This window comes from Janthinobacterium breve (assembly GCF_051380895.1).
GTDB lineage: Bacteria > Pseudomonadota > Gammaproteobacteria > Burkholderiales > Burkholderiaceae_D > Janthinobacterium.
The window spans coordinates 174,832-191,261 of the sequence record NZ_JBNYXY010000011.1; the positions used below are offsets into that span (position 1 = coordinate 174,832).

The following is a 16,430-nucleotide window of genomic DNA, read 5'->3' on the forward strand; positions in this document are numbered from 1 at the left end:
ATTATTTTCCGACAGTAATGCATTAGAATGCAACCTAGCGGAGAGCAAAACATGCAAGATCAGAAACACTCGTCATTGCGAAGCAATATGGGACCTCGTTGAAATGATGCAATTTTGCTATGTCAGGCATTGAGGCATAAAAGCCTAGGCGACGCATTTAATGAGCGCCTGGAGCGCCTCAGTGGCGCTAGTTCACATCCTGTTCTGTGCTGGTTAAGGCTAGGTTAACGATGCGATAATCAACGGATGAACAAATGGAAGGCATGAAGCAATAGACCTGTCGTGCCGCGAGATAGCACTGCTGGTAGCGTTACTACAGGCTAGCGGAGGCATCCTTGGCGCCGATCATTTGAAGGACAGCTTTTATCATTTCAAGAAGAGATTGAAAACAACACTCTCTGCGTACATGGCCACCACTCCCGGTGCAACTACCTTTCGCTATAATTGCGTGCTATTTCTTTTTAAGAGGCAGGAACAGTGCGGGGACGACGCTTCAAAACGCAAACCGATATTGATCGTCATATTGCACACGGATACGGGCAAGGGGATGGTGCAAACTACAAGCCCTGGTTGCGCGTCCAGGATGTCCCATCGCAAGGTCGGTCACGCAAGGTGCAAGGCGTCAAGACGGGCCGGTTACACGAATTTCTTTCGGAGTTGGAGTTTGGCTATTTTCTGGTTCTCGAATTTTCCGAGCAAGTAGTCGATATCCGAGAGCAGTTTCCGCTCTTTCCGACCGAACAGGCCATTGATATCGCAGCACAGCTTGGGATTCGCTATCCCCGTTTCCACGGCACACAACTTCACTACGTGATGAGCACTGACTTTATGGTCACCCTGCAGGCGCCCGATGGATCGCACAAATTGGTGGCCCGCACAGTCAAATACGAAGAAGCCTTCCAACCATCTCCCGACCTGAAACACACTGTTGAGAAGCTGGAACTGGAAAAGGCCATCTGGCATGCTCAAGGCGTCGACGACTGGAAGCTGGTCACGGAAAATACTTTAGGGCCGACATTAATCACCAATCTGATCTGGCTCAGAAAAGGTAAGTCGTTGGAGCGTCACCTGCAGAAGCTGGACGTTCAGCTTCAATTCCTGGACGCCCTGGAACACTATGCCCGAGGAGAGCGCGCATTGTCATCCATGATCCGTGCCGCGGCGACCGCCACCCATGTTCCTTATCCGAATGGTGTCCTGCTGTTCAAATATTTGGTTCTTCAAAAAGCAATCCGGCTCGATATAGCACATCAGGCGCTCACGCTTGGCGGGCTCTGTCCGGCGTTGACGATCCACCACGGCGCAATCTCGGCTGTGAGCCAGTTAAAGGCCGCTTGAGATGATGACTCCCAAGATCACCATCCAGGAGGTGTTCGAATCCATCCATCAAGAAACCTACTTCGCGTTGCCGGCCAGGGTGCTGTGGTTGGATAAAGAGAACAATCTCGCCACCCTAATCACCATGCAGGTTCCACCTCGGCAGCCGTGGACGATACCCTTGGATGAGCTGCATGGACTATTGCAAGAGCAGAAGATCCGCCGCGTTGACATCAAGGTGCCTGCCTTTATGTTGCTGCTGGAGGACGAGCTCAACGCTAAAGCCAAACTCATCCGCCAAACCAGCTGGGAGCGTATCCAGCCGCTCGTGCAAACTAAATATCCCGGCGAGATATTCTTCCCTGACGCCATGGGACCTTTGTTGTCTGCGCATGCCGCCGCCACGGGTTTGCCGCGCAAGACGCTATATCGATTGTTGTACCGTTTCTGGCTATTTGGCTCCACCGAAAATACGCTGTTACCCGACTATGTTCGTTCCGGTGGCGCTGGCAAGCCGAAGACCTTCGTCAACGGGAAGATCAACGGCCGACCTCCGAGATTTCAAGGTGTCGTGATGGACACAAAGGCCAAAATTCTGTCCGACCTGGACAAGGCCATGATCAAGATCGGCTACGCCCTATATAAAGACAATGAGGTCCAATGTATCACCGACGCCTATACCAGGACTCTGAACAAATTTTACCGGACGACACAACCGGTGGCAGGTTATTCGGACGATGAGGTAGTACTCAAGCCCGCGCACGAACTGCCCAAGTTCACGCAATTCGACTACTGGGGCAAGAAAACATTCGACGAAATTACGGTGCTGCGCGGGCGTAAAGGTGAGCGCAAATGGGCAAAAGATCATCGTGCCCTGGCGGGCCGAGCCAATCAAGGTCTGTTTGGTCCTTGCCACCGCTTTGAAATTGACGCCACCATAGCCGACGTCTATTTGGTCAGCCGCTTTAACCGCAACTGGATTATCGGCCGGCCGGTGGTATATGTTGTGGTCGATGTTTTTTCCAGAATGATTGTCGGCTTGTATGTCGGGCTGGAGGGCCCGAGTTGGAGCGGCGCGCGGCAAGCTCTGTGGAATGCATTTAGTGACAAGGTGGAGTTTTGCCGGCAATTCGATATCCAGATTAGTGCCAACGATTGGCCCTGTCATCATTTGCCGCAAGAAATATGTGGCGATCGTGGCGAGATGCTGGGGACCGCCGCCGAAAGCCTGGCAACGGGCTTGGGCATCGACCTGGTGTTCCCTCCGCCGTACCGCCCTGACTGGAAAGCGATCGTCGAGAGCCGTTTCCGGGTACTTAATCGCTTGACTCAGATACAGTGGGCGCCTGGTGGTGTCGCTGAACGCGTTAAGGAGCGTGGCGAACGGGACTATCGTCTGGATGCGACGCTTGACTTGCAAGAGTTCACCAAAATCATCGTTGCCAGCACTTTGCACTATAACCGCCATAGCCGGCAGCCCGATTGGCTCAACGCGGACATGATCGCTCAAGGGATTGATTCCACACCCTTGGGTATCTGGAACTGGGGTATTGAGCATGGCTTTGGCACGCCAAATATCCAGGCCACCGAATTGATCTACCTACATCTTTTGCCGAAGGCAAAGGCGAGCGTGCAGTCCGGCGGGATTTATTTCTCGGGCATGTATTACACCTCGGCCGGTGACCGCGAAGGTTTGAAATTCGCTCGTGCTCGCGCCAAGGGACGTGAGTCGATCGATGTGTGGCACGATCCGACCAAGCCCGAACACCTCTGGATACGCGGCGGCGATCATTCATTTGTCCAATATAATCTGCGTGCATCGGAAGTCCGATATCAAGGGCATCGGCTCGAGGAAATCCAGGACATGCTGGCAATGATCAAGCACGCCTCACCCGAAGAAAAGTATGTCGAGCTGACCAGTAAGGTTCAACTCGATGATCAGGTGCAAAGCATTATTGCGCAGGCTACCGCAGAAAAAAAGCTAGCCCCGGATCAACTGTCGGCTGCGCAAAGCGTGGCCGATATCCGTGGCAACCGCGCAATCGAAAAAGCCGCCGAGCGGGCTGGCAGCGTGAATCCAGCGCTTGCCCTTTCAAGCGTGACTGTACGCCATGTTCCACTGCCAGTCCCCGCCGGTTCTGAAACCTATGGACAACGCAGTGGTGAGGTTATCAATCTACTAAGCCGTCTACGTCGAAAACAATAAGCTGCCACCATGAGCAACCAAGCGCCGGTCTATGCCACCTACACCCCGTCTCCCGTTTCCGAATATGGCGGTAATCCTTTGATTGAAGCACTGCCGCCTATTCTATCGGAGCAGGATGCGGCGTTCTTGATCGGCCACTTTCCTGACGGGAGCGAACAAGAGCGCAGCTTGCCCAAGGAAGTCCGGCTCCATTGCATTGATCGGTTGAGAACCGTGGTGCAACCGTTGGAGATTCACCTTGAACTGGAAAGTGCAGTCTCGTCACTGATCCGTAGCGGCTATGTCAGCCGCAATCCCATGTCGGCGGCTACTTGGCGGCATTTGCACACCTTGTCGACGGATCGACGCGCCATGGCAAATTTCCAGTCCTCGGCCACGACCTTTAGCTTAGTCGGCTTAAGCGGGATTGGCAAGACCACAGCGCTCAATTCGATCTTACGCTTGTATCCGCAAACGATACTCCATAAGCGCTACAAGGATCGCGAATTCATCCATACACAGATTGTCTGGCTGAAAATTGAATGCCCTTTCGATGGCTCGCTATCTGGCCTGTGCCACGCGTTTTTCCGGGCCGTGGATCAAGCTTTGGGACAGCAGAAGTACGCCAAGCGATATAAATCCAAAGGCGGCATTCTGGAAATGATCCAAAGGATGGAGCAAATTGCCAGCACCTATTTTATCGGAGCGATCTTTATTGACGAATTGCAGCATCTGAACGCGGCCAAGACCGGCGGCAAAGACAACATGCTTAATTTTTTCGTTAATCTGATCAATACCATTGGGATTCCAGTCGTATTTATCGGCACGAACTCGATGGTCGATTTGTTCTCCGACGTGCTTCGAAATGCCCGGCGCGCGTGCGGCTTGGGTACTTATGATTTCAAGCAACCAGAGGAAAGTGGTGATGCCTGGACATTGCTCGTCGATACCATCTGGGAGTACCAATGGGTCAGAAATCCCGCAGTGCTGACCGACGGTATACGGGCCACTCTGTACGACCTCACGCAGGGCGTCACCGACTTTCTGGCCAAACTGATGATACTTGGACAGCGTTACGCCATCCAGTCCAATGAGGAGACGCTGACGGAGGCTGTCTTTAAGCACGTCGCCGACACCAAAATGAAACTGCTGAAGCCGGCGCTGGCGGTTTTGCGCAGTCGGGATCCCAAGAAAATGCGCAAATTTGAAGACCTGATGCCGACAGACGATCAGCTCGACGATATGATGATCGATGCCGGCGTACTGACCACCGAGAGTCGCCTGTCTATACTGCGCCAGGCCAAAGCTGCCAGAGGCACGCCGACGGCAACCGCGCCAACTACAGAAAAACCACCATCTTCGACACCATCTCCGCAGCAAGTGGCCACCAACGCCCTCCCATCAACGCCGACGATTTCTGCCACCATCGCGGAACAGGCAAATCCACTAGAAGTCCTTCGCCTGGCGAATTGGTTGCAAACCGATGCGCTGGAGTTTTCCGACAGCTATTGCAAGAGCGTATAGGACAATGAGTGATTGTGGTCGCCTGCAATTTTTCCCCTCCAGTTACCCGGATGAGTCGCTGTTTAGTTTGGTTGCGCGATACCATCGTCTTTCCGGCCATCATGACGACCGGGATACATTGCATGAATTATTCGGTAAGCATACACAGATCGTGTCGTCACACCTTCCGAGTTTGCTCGATACCCTCGTTTCCAGACTTCCCCGGGCAATGGCGCTCGATGCCCAAGACATTGTCGATCGACATACCTTGTTCCCGTATTACCGGCCATTCTTAACGGAGCGGCAGGTTGCACTTAGTCTCGCTGTCATGAAAGGTCCATCGGCTTCAGGGCTCAAGACGTTGATGGGGTTGATCGCCAGCCAAGTGGGCGGGGAAAATTGCTATCGTTATTGTGAACAATGCAGCGAGCAGGATGTGGAACTTGTTGGGCAACCGTATTGGCACCGGGCCCATCAACTGCCGGCGGTGCATATCTGCGCACAACATGGCACACCGCTTGTCGAACTGGCGGCGAGCTGGGTCGCACAGCATCGCCACCAACTGTTTCTCCCTGCAGACAAGGAAGTCATTCGGCACGCAAAGCACATTTTCGTTTCAGAACAACATCGAGAAGAGATGCTAGCTTTCTCGATCCTGAGTCGGCAAGTTCTCAACTCGCGCCTAGATATTATCCCTACCAGACGACTCCAGGACTTGTATCGCAGTCTGGCATCGGACCTCGGATTCACCCATGCTGGTGGCCGGGTAAAGGTTGTTGAATTATCCCAGCGAGTAAGGCAGCAAGTGTCATCGTTGTCCGCAAGTGGGGCAATGCAATGCCTTCAACGACCGGCATCCGGCCCCCTTGAATGGGCGATCAGTTTGCTGCGCAAGTCACGCAATTCGTCACATCCACTTAAGCATCTTGTTCTTCTGCGGTGTCTCAATGGCAAGATCGAACACTTTTTGACGGCGGCGAACGAGACGGTCAAGATATCGCGTCCATTCAATCGTCCACTACCATCGCCCGCCGCTACATCTTCTGTCAATCAGTTACGAACGATGCTGTTGGATCATCAGTACTCGTTGCGGCGCTGTGCCCAACTTCTCGGCAAGTCTGTGACTACTTTGCGTATCGAGGCTGCTCAAGGCGGCATCCCTGTTGCAAAGCGGCCCAAGAAACTCGATGGACCCACTGTGGCAATACTGACGAAGGCGCTCCAATCCAGCACTTCGCTCGAGACACTGGCGCGACGCCATCAGACTTCGACCGTCAGCCTGTATCGGTTATTGCGCATGTGTCCCGATGCGGCACAAGTCAGAGAGAAACTAATATTTGTGAATCAACGAAATCGGCGACGGAGGCGATTTGTAGGCGGACATCCAACCATCTTGCCGCGAGCACGAGCCGATTACGCTTGGTTGCACAGGTATGACCGAGAATGGTTGACCCAAACTATTGAGGCAACACCACGTCGGTTGATAGTACACACTGCGCGGATAGATTGGGGGCGACGGGACCAGGAAAAAGCCGACGCTGTGCGGGAATGTAGCAGGGGGCTTTACGCACTGGAAAAGCCTATTCGCGTCAGTCGATCGGCAATAGGCCGCAAAATCGGCTGCCTCGCAGTGTTGGAAAAACATTTGATCAAATTGCCTTTGACCGCTGTTGCGCTTGCTGAATGCGTGGAGACGACGGCGCAATTTCAGTGTCGCCGACTGTCTTGGGCAGCTCGGCAGATGTATCAGCAGGGCTTGCCGCCATCGTGGCAGTTGATGCATATGGCCAGATTGAGACCACCCCTGGCCAAGGAGGTAGAACTGTTATTGAATCGGCTTGTCAATCGATATTGATTGACAAGCGCGCGAGGCGGTAGTACCTGATGTCTTGATGCATTTATCGATCCGTGCGCTGACCTTTGTTTTGCTTGTGTCGGCCTAGGCAATGGATGGTGCTGTCTGGGTTAAATAGCCAAATTTTTTCGGCGCGTGCCTTTTGATACGTAACCGCGGCCAGCAAATTCTCCTAACTTGTTTTCGGACGGGCAGCGCCATGTGCGCGTGATGCCTGCTTTCGCCAGCAAGATTTTTGGGTTGATCGTGGTCTTGCTCAGCTTTTCTCCCTCCCAGCCACAAAATTGCAATATTTCCTCCACGGCGCGAGTTCCGACAGCAGATCTCAATACGATGTTGCCTGTCGTGATCGTTTCCTCGAAACGATCCAGTTCTCCCAAAGCCCACAATATCCGGCGTACGCTAAAGCACCAAGCGGTTTCCTTGCACAGGTTGATTGTAGCGAACAACAGCGGATAGCGCTCCCAATTGCCCGCTGTGCTGGCTACAGGCTTGGACAGACCCGCGAGAATCTTGCTGATCGTCACGCGCTGAGGTTTACCTGCCTGTTCAAACAGCTTGCGTGATACCTCTTCAACTTGACGCGCACCTTCACGATCAAGGGCATCGTCGGCCTGTATTTTGGATGCTAACCCTTCGGCCTCTCTACTTGCGCCCGAGGTCACCGTATTGTTCAGCCAGGTCTTGTCGTGCTCGAATAACCATGCCATCGTACGTACTTGCTTCTTCCAAAGTTTTTCCATGCTGAGCGCGGGATTTTTCTTCAATTCCTTTGTGATTTTTTGTCTGAATTCATCCCGTAGCATATTCTGGCTAGCGTGGGACTGCGTTGCCTTCTTGCGGTGCGCAATATGCCCAGCGTTCTGCATCGTTTGCACTTCGATATGAAAATGAGAGGCCGTGCCAAACAGGTGCATTCCCATCAGGAGGTGACGCGTAATCGGCAGATCCAGTGCGGACTGCAGGTAGGATAAGCGGAGCCAAGTGCTGGTCCGATTCAACGAAAAAGCGGGATCCACCTTACGGATAAATGGCTCTCCCAGATCTTGAATCATCGCCTCCTGAAAACTTTTAAGATCGATTTGGGACTTTCGAATATAGCCGCGTTGTCTGATCTTCTCCCGATACGTGTTCATGAGAATGTCGGGCGGCACCGATGCCATGTTTTCCTGGAGCAAATTTTGCGCGTAGCTCGCATACGCAACTTCTAATTCCGTTACGGTCTGCCCTTGATTGGCCTTGTTCAAACGCTGCTTACATTGGTAGCAAGACTCCCAAGGCACGGAGAGTAGTCTATTCGCATGTTGAAACGGGTATCGGCAATTCGGACAGCTGCTGATCAGTGCCTCTTGGTGTTTCCAGCATACAGTCACTCCTGGGATCTGATGTGATCGGTGCCAATACCCGGCACCATGCGGCTTCTCATCATCTTTGGCGCAGCTCAGGCAAAGTTTCGCCTCTCCGCTCATGCCGACCACGTGCCTGGGCAGGTGGCTGATTCCTGCGCGCTCGCCACCCTCATCGCTGCGAAGCGAGGGAGATTTGCTTGATCTCCCTAAAAACGGGCGAAATGCGGGAAGCAAGGTGCTCTGCCTAAGGATGGCGGCCACGTTGGTGTCGAGCTCTCCTGGCAGGCGCAAGGCCAGTTCCTCAATATGCGGCGGCACTACTGCCCCCAATCCAAAACCTACTCTACCGAAAAGCTCGATAAATGTGGACTGGTCAGTTCTGTTGCCTGACATGAGATGATAGCGTGAGACCCGTGAAATGAGGGTTTCGTCAGGGAACGCAGGTGGAAAGAAAAGGAGTTTTGCAGGCATTGAGGGCGGCGTGGCACGGACTGAGGGGGAGCTCTCTGATATTGTGTCAAACATTTTTATTGCAAGATTTCGATGTCGTTTAAAATCTGGTTTGTTTGTGTCAAACTTTTTTCCAAAATCGTTTTTAGGGATTTTTCGTAAATCATTGATTTGTATAGGCTACTTGTGTCAAACTTTTTTATGTGTCGACAGCAGCTTGCAAGCCCGTAGCCACAGCACCTGCGCATGACATGCCTGCGGCAATGCGCCAGACCGCGACCACCCTGCTGCAGTCAAGACTTCTACACGCGACCTCGATTGCCGTCGTTTATCGTGGCAAGGAATTCATTCTGCATCAAGGCGAGCTGGAGACCGGCAAAGCCAATCCGCCGAACGATACAACGCTGTATGAAATCGGCTCAGTCAGCAAAACTTTTGCTGGCCTGCTACTGGCGAACGCTGTGCTTGATGGGAAGGCGGCGCTCGACGATCCCATACAAAAGTACCTGGCGGCCACCTACCCGAACCTGCAGTCGCAGGGGCAGCCAATTCGCTTGCGCCATTTGGTCACGCACACCAGCAACATGCCGGGCATGCTGCCATTGCAGGTGAACACCATATTGAAGGATTTCACTGCGCATGCCACGCCGGCAAAGCTCAATGCAGCCTACGCCAACTACGGACAACAGCAATTCTGGCAGGACTTGCACACCGTCAGCATCAAAGGTCCGCTGGGCAAGGACTATGCATATTCAAGCGCCGGTAGCGAACTCATTGCGCACACTCTCGAAAAAATCTACGGAATGCCCTATGAAGTCCTGCTCACGCAATTCGTCGCGCGCGAAGCCGGCATGCACGATACCAAGCTGAACATCACAGCCAAGGATGCCGGGCGGCTAGCGCCCGGCTACCACAGCGACAATCCCGTCATGACAACGCCGATGCCGCAACTGCCCTGGGGGGCAGCGGGCAACCTGAAGTCGACCATGCCGGATATGGCGAAGTACCTGCGCCTGCAATTGAGCGCCCATCCCGCGGTCGTCGAATCGCACAAGCCTTTGGCACGCTTTCAGGACGACTTCAGCATTGGCTATTTCTGGAACATCGGCACCAATCGCCAGTTGGGCACGCATTATGTCCACCATGGCGGCGTGCCACGTGCGCAAAGCTACGCTTACATCGTTCCTCAATATCAGCTTGGGGTCTTCATCATCACCAACCAGAGCGGCGACGCTACTGCCGGCGCCATGGAAAGTGCGCTGGCGCACATTTTCGACACAGTGGAATCCATGGAAAGCGCCAAGTAGGCATGAGCTGTGATGCTTAAGGGGCCGGGTCGGCGCGAGCACGGTACTGCTCTATCCACTTCACCGACTGGGCGATGCCGCCAAAGGGAAAGAAATGCAGGCTGACCTTGCCATGTGCTGGGGTCAGCCCGGTGGCCAGGCGCTCAACAAAAAGATCCGGCCCTGCCGTGCCGAACAGCTTGCCGATTGAGACGCCGTACTTGGACCACATCGATGCGCATGCGCTCACGCCGCACAATGCGGCATAGCGGGCAAGCACCGCGATGCTCGCGGGGCCCGGCACGCCCACGCGCACCGGATGTTGAATGCCACGCTCGCGCAGCGCTTTCAACCACGTCAACACGATGTCAGCATCAAATGCAAACTGCGTGACGATCAAGGGCGTCATGCCACGCTCGCCGATGCTGTGGCACTTGCGTTCGAGCACCTCCCACTGCTCGGCCGTGCTCATGACCGGATGGCCTTCCGGGTGACCACCGACGCCGATCACCCTCATGCCCGCGCGCTCGAAAATGCCTGTTTCGATCAGCGAGGAACTGTCGGAAAACGGCCCCATCGGGGTGGACGGATCTCCGGCAATCACGAAGCAGCGCTCGACGCCGGCTTCAGCGACCGCGCGTTGGACGAAGGAATCGAACTCGACGAGCGAGCAGATACGGCGCGCAGACAAGTGCAGCATGGGCTCAAAGCCGAGTCTGCGCACGGCCCGCGCTGCGGCCAGCCGCGCGTCGTTGTCCTCGCGTGGCAGGTAGGGAATGGAAATGGTTGACGCGGGCAATATCCGGGGCGCCGCTGCGCTCAAAGCAGCAATGTCCTTCGCACTGACTTCCAAGGAATAGGCGTGCGTGATGTTGCAGGCGGGCCTGGGCTTAGCTGGATGCATCAAGGCTTTTAGCATCGCTTCCTTGCGCAATGACGATGGCAGGCTGGCGCGCCAGTTCGATGAAGGCCCGCACGTAGTCGATGGCGGTGTCCGCCTCGCGTGCCCCCAGGAAGATCTGTTTGGCAACGCCGCGCACGCCCAGCCGCACAGGCACCACGTCCATCTTGGCCGCGTATTCCTCGACCAGCCAGCGCGGCAGGGCGGCCACACCGCGGCCGCTGGCCACCATCTGCAGCATGATATCGGTGGTTTCGATGGTTTTGTGGCGCTTGGGCGTGACGCCGGCCGGCAACAGGAACTGGTTATAGATGTCCAGGCGTTCGATGTCCACGGGGTAGCTGATGAGCACTTCCTGGGTCAGTTGCTGGGGTTTCACAAAGGCCGCCGACGCCAGGGCATGGCCCTTGGCCACGACGAGCACCTGCTCGTAGTCGAACACGGGTTCGAATATCAGCCCCGGCTTGTACAGCGGGTCGGGCGTGACCAGCAGGTCGATCTCGTAGCCGAAGAGCGCGCCGATTCCGCCGAACTGGAACTTCTGCTTGACGTCCACATCCACGTCGGGCCATGCGGCCAGATAGGGGGACACTACTTTGAGCAGCCACTGGTAGCAAGGGTGGCATTCCATGCCGATGCGTAGCCTACCGCGCTCGCCCTGCGCGAACTGGCCCAGGCGCTCTTCGGCCAGGTCCAGTTGCGGCAGCACCCGGTTCGCCACCGCCAGCAGATACTGGCCGGCCTGCGTCAGGCGCAGGTTTCGCCCTTCGCGCAGCCAGACGTCGGTGCCCAGTTGCTGCTCCAGCTTCTTCATGCTGTGGCTCAGGGCCGACTGGGTCAGGTGCAGCACGCTAGCTGCGGCCGTCAACGACCCTTGTTTCTCGACCTGCTGGACGATGCTGAGGTGGATGCGTTCAAGCATTGAGATGAGCCATGTTCATGGATGTATGAAATAAGACCATTATACTTCATCGATTCCAGCCGCTATCATCGATCCCCTTGTTGCCTGCATTGTTCGGTCCTGGCGCATCCATCCCTATGAAAGCAAACATGACACGTCCACTTCGTATAGTCGCGGTTTCCGGCGGGCTGCAACGCCCTTCCAAGGCCGCAGCGCTGGCAGAGCACCTGATGGATCTGATCGCCGACGAAGTGCTGTGCGAACAACGCCTGGTCGAACTGGGTCAGCTCGCACCGCAGCTTGCCGGCGCGGTCTGGCGCTCTCACCTGCCCGATACGGTGGAGCGGGAACTTGCGGCGGTCGAGCAAGCCGACATCCTGGTGGTGGCAACACCGGTCTTCCGCGGCGCGTACACGGGACTGTTCAAGCACTTCTTCGACTTCATTCATCAGGACGCCTTGATCGACAAACCAGTCTTGCTGGCTGCCACTGGCGGCAGCGAGCGCCATGCCCTGGTGATCGACCACCAGTTGCGGCCGCTGTTCAGCTTCTTCCAGGCACGTACATTGCCGCTGGGCGTCTATGCAACCGACCAGGATTTCGTCGACTACCGTCTGCAGGATGAGGCCCTGATCCAGCGCGCCGCGCTGGCGGTGCAACGGGCATTGCCATTGATCGGACTGACGCGCCATGCGCGTTCTGCCACCGCTGATGAAGCGGTCGCGGCCTGACACGCATCACGACGGCCAGCAATCCACACATTCATTTTTTCGCAGAAATCAGGACACCAGATCACCATGAGCAAAGATTTTATATTCAGCATCAAGAGTATTGTTTTCGATGAAAACTATCATCCGGCCGACAATACGCGCCTGACGACCAACTTTGCCAATCTGGCCCGGGGAAACAGCCGCCAGGAAAACCTGCGCAATACCCTGAGGATGATAGACAACCGTTTCAACAACCTGGCGCATTGGGACAACCCGAACGGCGATCGCTATTCCGTAGAGCTCGAAATCATTTCCGTGGAGTTGAATATTGATGTCAAAGGCGGCAATATTCCATTGATCGAGATACTGAAACCGACCATCATCGACAAAAAAACCGGGGAACGCATCGATGGGATTGCAGGCAATAACTTCTCCTCTTACGTGCGCGATTACGACTTCAGCGTAGTGCTGGCAGAGCACAACAATAATAAATCCACCTTCAGCGCCCCGGATGATTTCGGCGATTTTCATGGCAAGCTATTCAAGCACTTTGTAAGCTCAGACACTTACCAGGAGCACTTCGACAAGCCGCCGGTCATCTGCATCAGTGCATCGAGCAGCAAGGTCTATCACCGGACCGGAAATCAGCATCCCGTATTGGGTGTCGAGTATCAACAAAACGAGTTTTCCTCCACCGATCAATATTTTGAAAAAATGGGGATGCAGGTTCGCTACTTCATGCCGCCGGATAGCGCCGCACCGCTGGCGTTTTATTTCATCGGTGACCTGCTGGGCGACTACACCAATCTTGAGCTGATCGGCACCATCAGCACGATGGAGACATTTCAAAAGATCTACCGGCCAGAAATTTACAACGCCAATTCTGCGGCAGGCAAGTCGTATCAGCCCAGCCTGAAGAATCAGGATTATTCGCTGACGCAAATTGTCTATGACCGGGAAGAGCGCAGCCAGCTGGCTGTCAAGCAGGGCAAATATACGGAAGAGCACTTCATCAAGCCATACAAGAATATTCTTGAACAATGGGCTGCCACCACGCTCTCTAACTAACAAAAATACACGAAATCATCATCATGAAAAAATTATTGCCTACTTCCACCGCCGGCAGCTTGCCGAAACCTTCCTGGCTTGCACAGCCTGAAAAGCTGTGGTCGCCCTGGAAATTGCAGGACGAGGAACTGATCGAGGGCAAACAGGATGCCTTGCGTTTGTCGCTGCAGGAACAACAGCAGGCAGGCATCGATATCGTCAGTGACGGCGAGCAGACCCGCCAGCATTTCGTCACCACGTTCATCGAGCATCTGAGCGGAGTCGATTTTGACAAACGTGAGACCGTCAGAATTCGTGATCGCTACGATGCGAGTGTGCCGACCGTCGTGGGCGCGGTGAGTCGCCCGAAGCCGGTTTTTGTGGAAGACGCCAGGTTTTTACGTCAGCAAACCACGCAAGCGATCAAATGGGCCCTGCCAGGTCCGATGACGATGATTGATACGCTGTATGACAGCCACTACAAGAGCCGCGAAAAACTGGCCTGGGAATTCGCTAAAATCCTCAATCAGGAAGCCAGAGAATTGGAGGCGGCCGGCGTCGACATCATCCAGTTTGACGAACCCGCATTCAATGTTTTCTTTGATGAGGTCAATGACTGGGGGATTGCCACCCTGGAAAGGGCGATTGAAGGGCTCAAATGCGAGACTGCCGTCCATATTTGCTATGGCTACGGTATCAAAGCCAATACGGATTGGAAAAATACGCTGGGGTCCGAGTGGCGTCAGTACGAAGAATCCTTTCCCAAGCTGCAGAAATCGAATATCGACATCATCTCGCTGGAATGCCACAACTCGCGTGTTCCCATCGACCTGATTGAACTCATTCGTGGCAAAAAAGTGATGGTAGGGGCCATTGACGTGGCATCCAATACCATTGAAACGCCGGAGGAAGTCGCCGACACCCTGCGCAAAGCGCTGCGGTTTGTCGATGCCGACAAGCTCTACCCTAGCACCAACTGTGGCATGGCGCCCTTGTCTCGTCGGGTAGCAAGAGGCAAATTGCATGCGCTCAGTGCAGGCGCAGACATCATCCGAGGAGAACTGTCGGCCTAGCGGTGCTGTGTCAAACTTTATTGTTTATTGACATGAATAAGGTCGCGTAACAGGAGGCAGCCCATGCTTTATGACGCCACAGGCACCGGCAGGTAGCTGTGGCGTTGCTGTTTTAGAACTCTTCCCAGTCAGATGAAGCCGCTGCTGCCGGCGCAGCTTTCCTGGCAACCGGCACGCGCAGGGTGATGGCTTGCTGGCGTGGTGCTGTTGTCGTGGCGGCTGCCGGTTTGGTGTGCGGCGCGCCGGCATCGAGCTTGAACGCGCTCACCACCTGCGCCAAGGTGGCCGCCTGCTCCTGCATGGCCGCAGCGGCGGCTGCCGACTCTTCCACCAGGGCCGCGTTTTGTTGGGTGACGTTGTCCATTTCGCTGATGGCCTGGTTGATTTGCTCGATGCCGGCCGTCTGTTCCGCGCTGGCGGACGTGATCTCTTGCATGATGTCGGTGACGCGGCGCACGCTGTCGACCAGATCGCTCATGGTGTTGCCGGCCTGGTGCACGAGTTCGCTGCCGGCCGCCACGGTCTGGGTCGAGTCGTCGATCAGGGTCTTGATCTCCTTTGCCGCCGCGGCCGAGCGGTGCGCCAGGCTGCGCACTTCCGTGGCCACGACGGCAAAGCCGCGGCCCTGCTCGCCCGCGCGCGCCGCTTCCACCGCCGCGTTCAAGGCAAGAATGTTGGTCTGGAAAGCGATGCCATCGATGACGCCGATGATGTCGGCGATCTTGTTCGATGAGGCGTCGATTTGCCGCATGGTCGCCACCACTTGCGCGATGACGGCGCCGCCACGCTGCGCCACGCCAGAGGCTGTGTCGGCCAGCACATGCGCCTGGCGCGCATTGTCGGCATTCTGCTTGACGGTCGAGGTCAGTTCCTCCATGGAAGAGGCCGTCTCTTCCAGCGAGCTGGCTTGCTGCTCCGTGCGCGCAGACAAGTCCAGGCTGCCGGCGGCCACTTCGAACGAGGCCGAGGCGATCGTTTCCGTACCGGCGCGCACCGTGCCCACCGTGTGCGCCAGGTTGTCGTTCATGCGCTTGAGCGCGTGCAACAGTTGCCCCATTTCATCGCGCGACTGCACGGTGATCTGGCTGCGCAAATCGCCAGCGGCCACCGTGTTGGCCACCTGCAGTGCCGTGGTGACGGGACCGGTGATGGAGCGCGTGATGCCATACGCCAACGCCGCCGCGATGGCCAGCGCCGCCAGCGACATGCCGATCAGCAAGGTGCGCGTGTTGGCATAGGTGGCATTGGCGTTGTCGCCCGCCGTGTTGGCCAGGGTGTTTTGCAAGCTGATCTGTTCGGCAATCAATTGCTTGTAGACAAGCAATACGGGACGCAGCTGGCCGTACAGGTAGGCGCTGCTGTCGTCCGGTGTGCCGCTCCTGATCAGTTCAAGCAAGGCCTGCTGTCCCTGTGCGTAGCGCGTGTTGGCGTCGTTCATCTTGGCCAGCAACGCGCGTTCGCGCTCGGAATCGAGCATGTCTGCGAGCTTGCCGAGATTGCCGGCCGCCGCCTGGCGCGCGGCCAGGATGGCGTCGGTTTGCTTGCGCTGGTCGGCCGGATCGGCGCTGAGCATCATGTTGCGCAGGGCAATGGCGATGTCGTTGATGTTGGCCGACACGCTGTTGGCGAGTTCAATCTTGGGCATGCTGTCATGCACGATATGGCCGGTGCTCTGCTTGATTTTGCCCAGCATGGCAATGCCCAGGCAAGAGATGATGATCAGCATGGCGCCGATGGCGCCAAAGCCCACGGCGAGCCGTGTGCCGATGGTCAGGTTGGATAAAAACTTCATGACTGTCTCAATACGGAGGGAATGGTAAAAAGGTCGGCGGCGTGCAAATGGATGCCGCGCC

General features: G+C 55.7%; 12 protein-coding genes. 8 read left to right on the plus strand and 4 right to left on the minus strand.

Features of this window, described 5'->3' with window-relative positions; genetic code table 11:
- Positions 1 to 477 precede the first annotated feature (477 nt).
- Genes ACQ4W0_RS22935 through ACQ4W0_RS22950 form a run of 4 tightly spaced genes read left to right on the plus strand, consistent with a single transcriptional unit; the run spans position 478 to position 6,860 of the window.
- Positions 478 to 1,338 carry a TnsA endonuclease N-terminal domain-containing protein gene (locus ACQ4W0_RS22935; RefSeq protein WP_436578841.1) on the plus strand — a complete coding sequence of 287 codons (861 nt, stop codon included), beginning with the start codon at positions 478 to 480 and terminating at the stop codon, positions 1,336 to 1,338.
- Position 1,339: 1 nt separating this feature from the next.
- Complete coding sequence (locus ACQ4W0_RS22940; RefSeq protein ID WP_436578842.1) at positions 1,340 to 3,523, plus strand: TnsB C-terminal domain-containing protein; 2,184 nt, start codon at positions 1,340 to 1,342, stop codon at positions 3,521 to 3,523.
- A 9-nt stretch (positions 3,524 to 3,532) separates the two neighbouring features.
- Positions 3,533 to 5,026: an ATP-binding protein gene (locus ACQ4W0_RS22945; RefSeq protein ID WP_436578843.1), complete on the plus strand. Its 1,494-nt coding sequence runs from the start codon at positions 3,533 to 3,535 to the stop codon at positions 5,024 to 5,026.
- Positions 4,986 to 6,860: a TnsD family Tn7-like transposition protein gene (locus tag ACQ4W0_RS22950; protein ID WP_436578844.1), complete on the plus strand. Its 1,875-nt coding sequence runs from the start codon at positions 4,986 to 4,988 to the stop codon at positions 6,858 to 6,860. The genes ACQ4W0_RS22945 and ACQ4W0_RS22950 overlap by 41 nt, the downstream gene beginning before the upstream one ends.
- Before the next feature lie 110 nt (positions 6,861 to 6,970).
- Here ACQ4W0_RS22950 and ACQ4W0_RS22955 read toward each other — a convergent pair whose 3' ends face one another.
- The gene (locus ACQ4W0_RS22955; RefSeq protein ID WP_436578845.1) at positions 6,971 to 8,680 is read right to left on the minus strand and encodes a TniQ family protein; all 1,710 of its coding nucleotides are present in this window, start codon (positions 8,678 to 8,680) and stop codon (positions 6,971 to 6,973) included.
- Positions 8,681 to 8,922: 242 nt separating this feature from the next.
- On the opposite strand from ACQ4W0_RS22955, the gene ACQ4W0_RS22960 reads away from it, so the two are divergent.
- On the plus strand, positions 8,923 to 9,966 hold the full coding sequence (locus tag ACQ4W0_RS22960; protein WP_436578846.1) for a serine hydrolase domain-containing protein: 1,044 nt from the start codon (positions 8,923 to 8,925) through the stop codon (positions 9,964 to 9,966).
- Between the two features lie 16 nt (positions 9,967 to 9,982).
- Here ACQ4W0_RS22960 and ACQ4W0_RS22965 read toward each other — a convergent pair whose 3' ends face one another.
- Complete coding sequence (locus ACQ4W0_RS22965) at positions 9,983 to 10,864, minus strand: methylenetetrahydrofolate reductase (RefSeq protein WP_436578847.1); 882 nt, start codon at positions 10,862 to 10,864, stop codon at positions 9,983 to 9,985.
- Positions 10,836 to 11,768 carry a LysR family transcriptional regulator gene (locus ACQ4W0_RS22970; protein ID WP_436578848.1) on the minus strand — a complete coding sequence of 311 codons (933 nt, stop codon included), beginning with the start codon at positions 11,766 to 11,768 and terminating at the stop codon, positions 10,836 to 10,838. The genes ACQ4W0_RS22965 and ACQ4W0_RS22970 overlap by 29 nt, the downstream gene beginning before the upstream one ends.
- Positions 11,769 to 11,896: 128 nt before the next feature.
- Here ACQ4W0_RS22970 and msuE point away from each other — a divergent pair, with 128 nt between their 5' ends.
- The 3 genes from msuE (at position 11,897) to ACQ4W0_RS22985 (ending at position 14,577) form a co-directional block, all read left to right on the plus strand.
- Positions 11,897 to 12,478, plus strand: coding sequence for an FMN reductase (gene msuE / locus ACQ4W0_RS22975; RefSeq protein ID WP_436578849.1), 582 nt, complete (start codon positions 11,897 to 11,899; stop codon positions 12,476 to 12,478).
- Between the two features lie 66 nt (positions 12,479 to 12,544).
- Positions 12,545 to 13,525 carry a DUF1852 domain-containing protein gene (locus ACQ4W0_RS22980; protein WP_436578850.1) on the plus strand — a complete coding sequence of 327 codons (981 nt, stop codon included), beginning with the start codon at positions 12,545 to 12,547 and terminating at the stop codon, positions 13,523 to 13,525.
- 23 nt (positions 13,526 to 13,548) lie between these two features.
- Positions 13,549 to 14,577, plus strand: a complete 1,029-nt coding sequence (locus ACQ4W0_RS22985; protein WP_436578851.1) for a methionine synthase — start codon at positions 13,549 to 13,551, stop codon at positions 14,575 to 14,577.
- 112 nt (positions 14,578 to 14,689) lie between these two features.
- Here ACQ4W0_RS22985 and ACQ4W0_RS22990 read toward each other — a convergent pair whose 3' ends face one another.
- Positions 14,690 to 16,369: a methyl-accepting chemotaxis protein gene (locus ACQ4W0_RS22990; protein ID WP_436578852.1), complete on the minus strand. Its 1,680-nt coding sequence runs from the start codon at positions 16,367 to 16,369 to the stop codon at positions 14,690 to 14,692.
- Positions 16,370 to 16,430 lie beyond the last annotated feature (61 nt).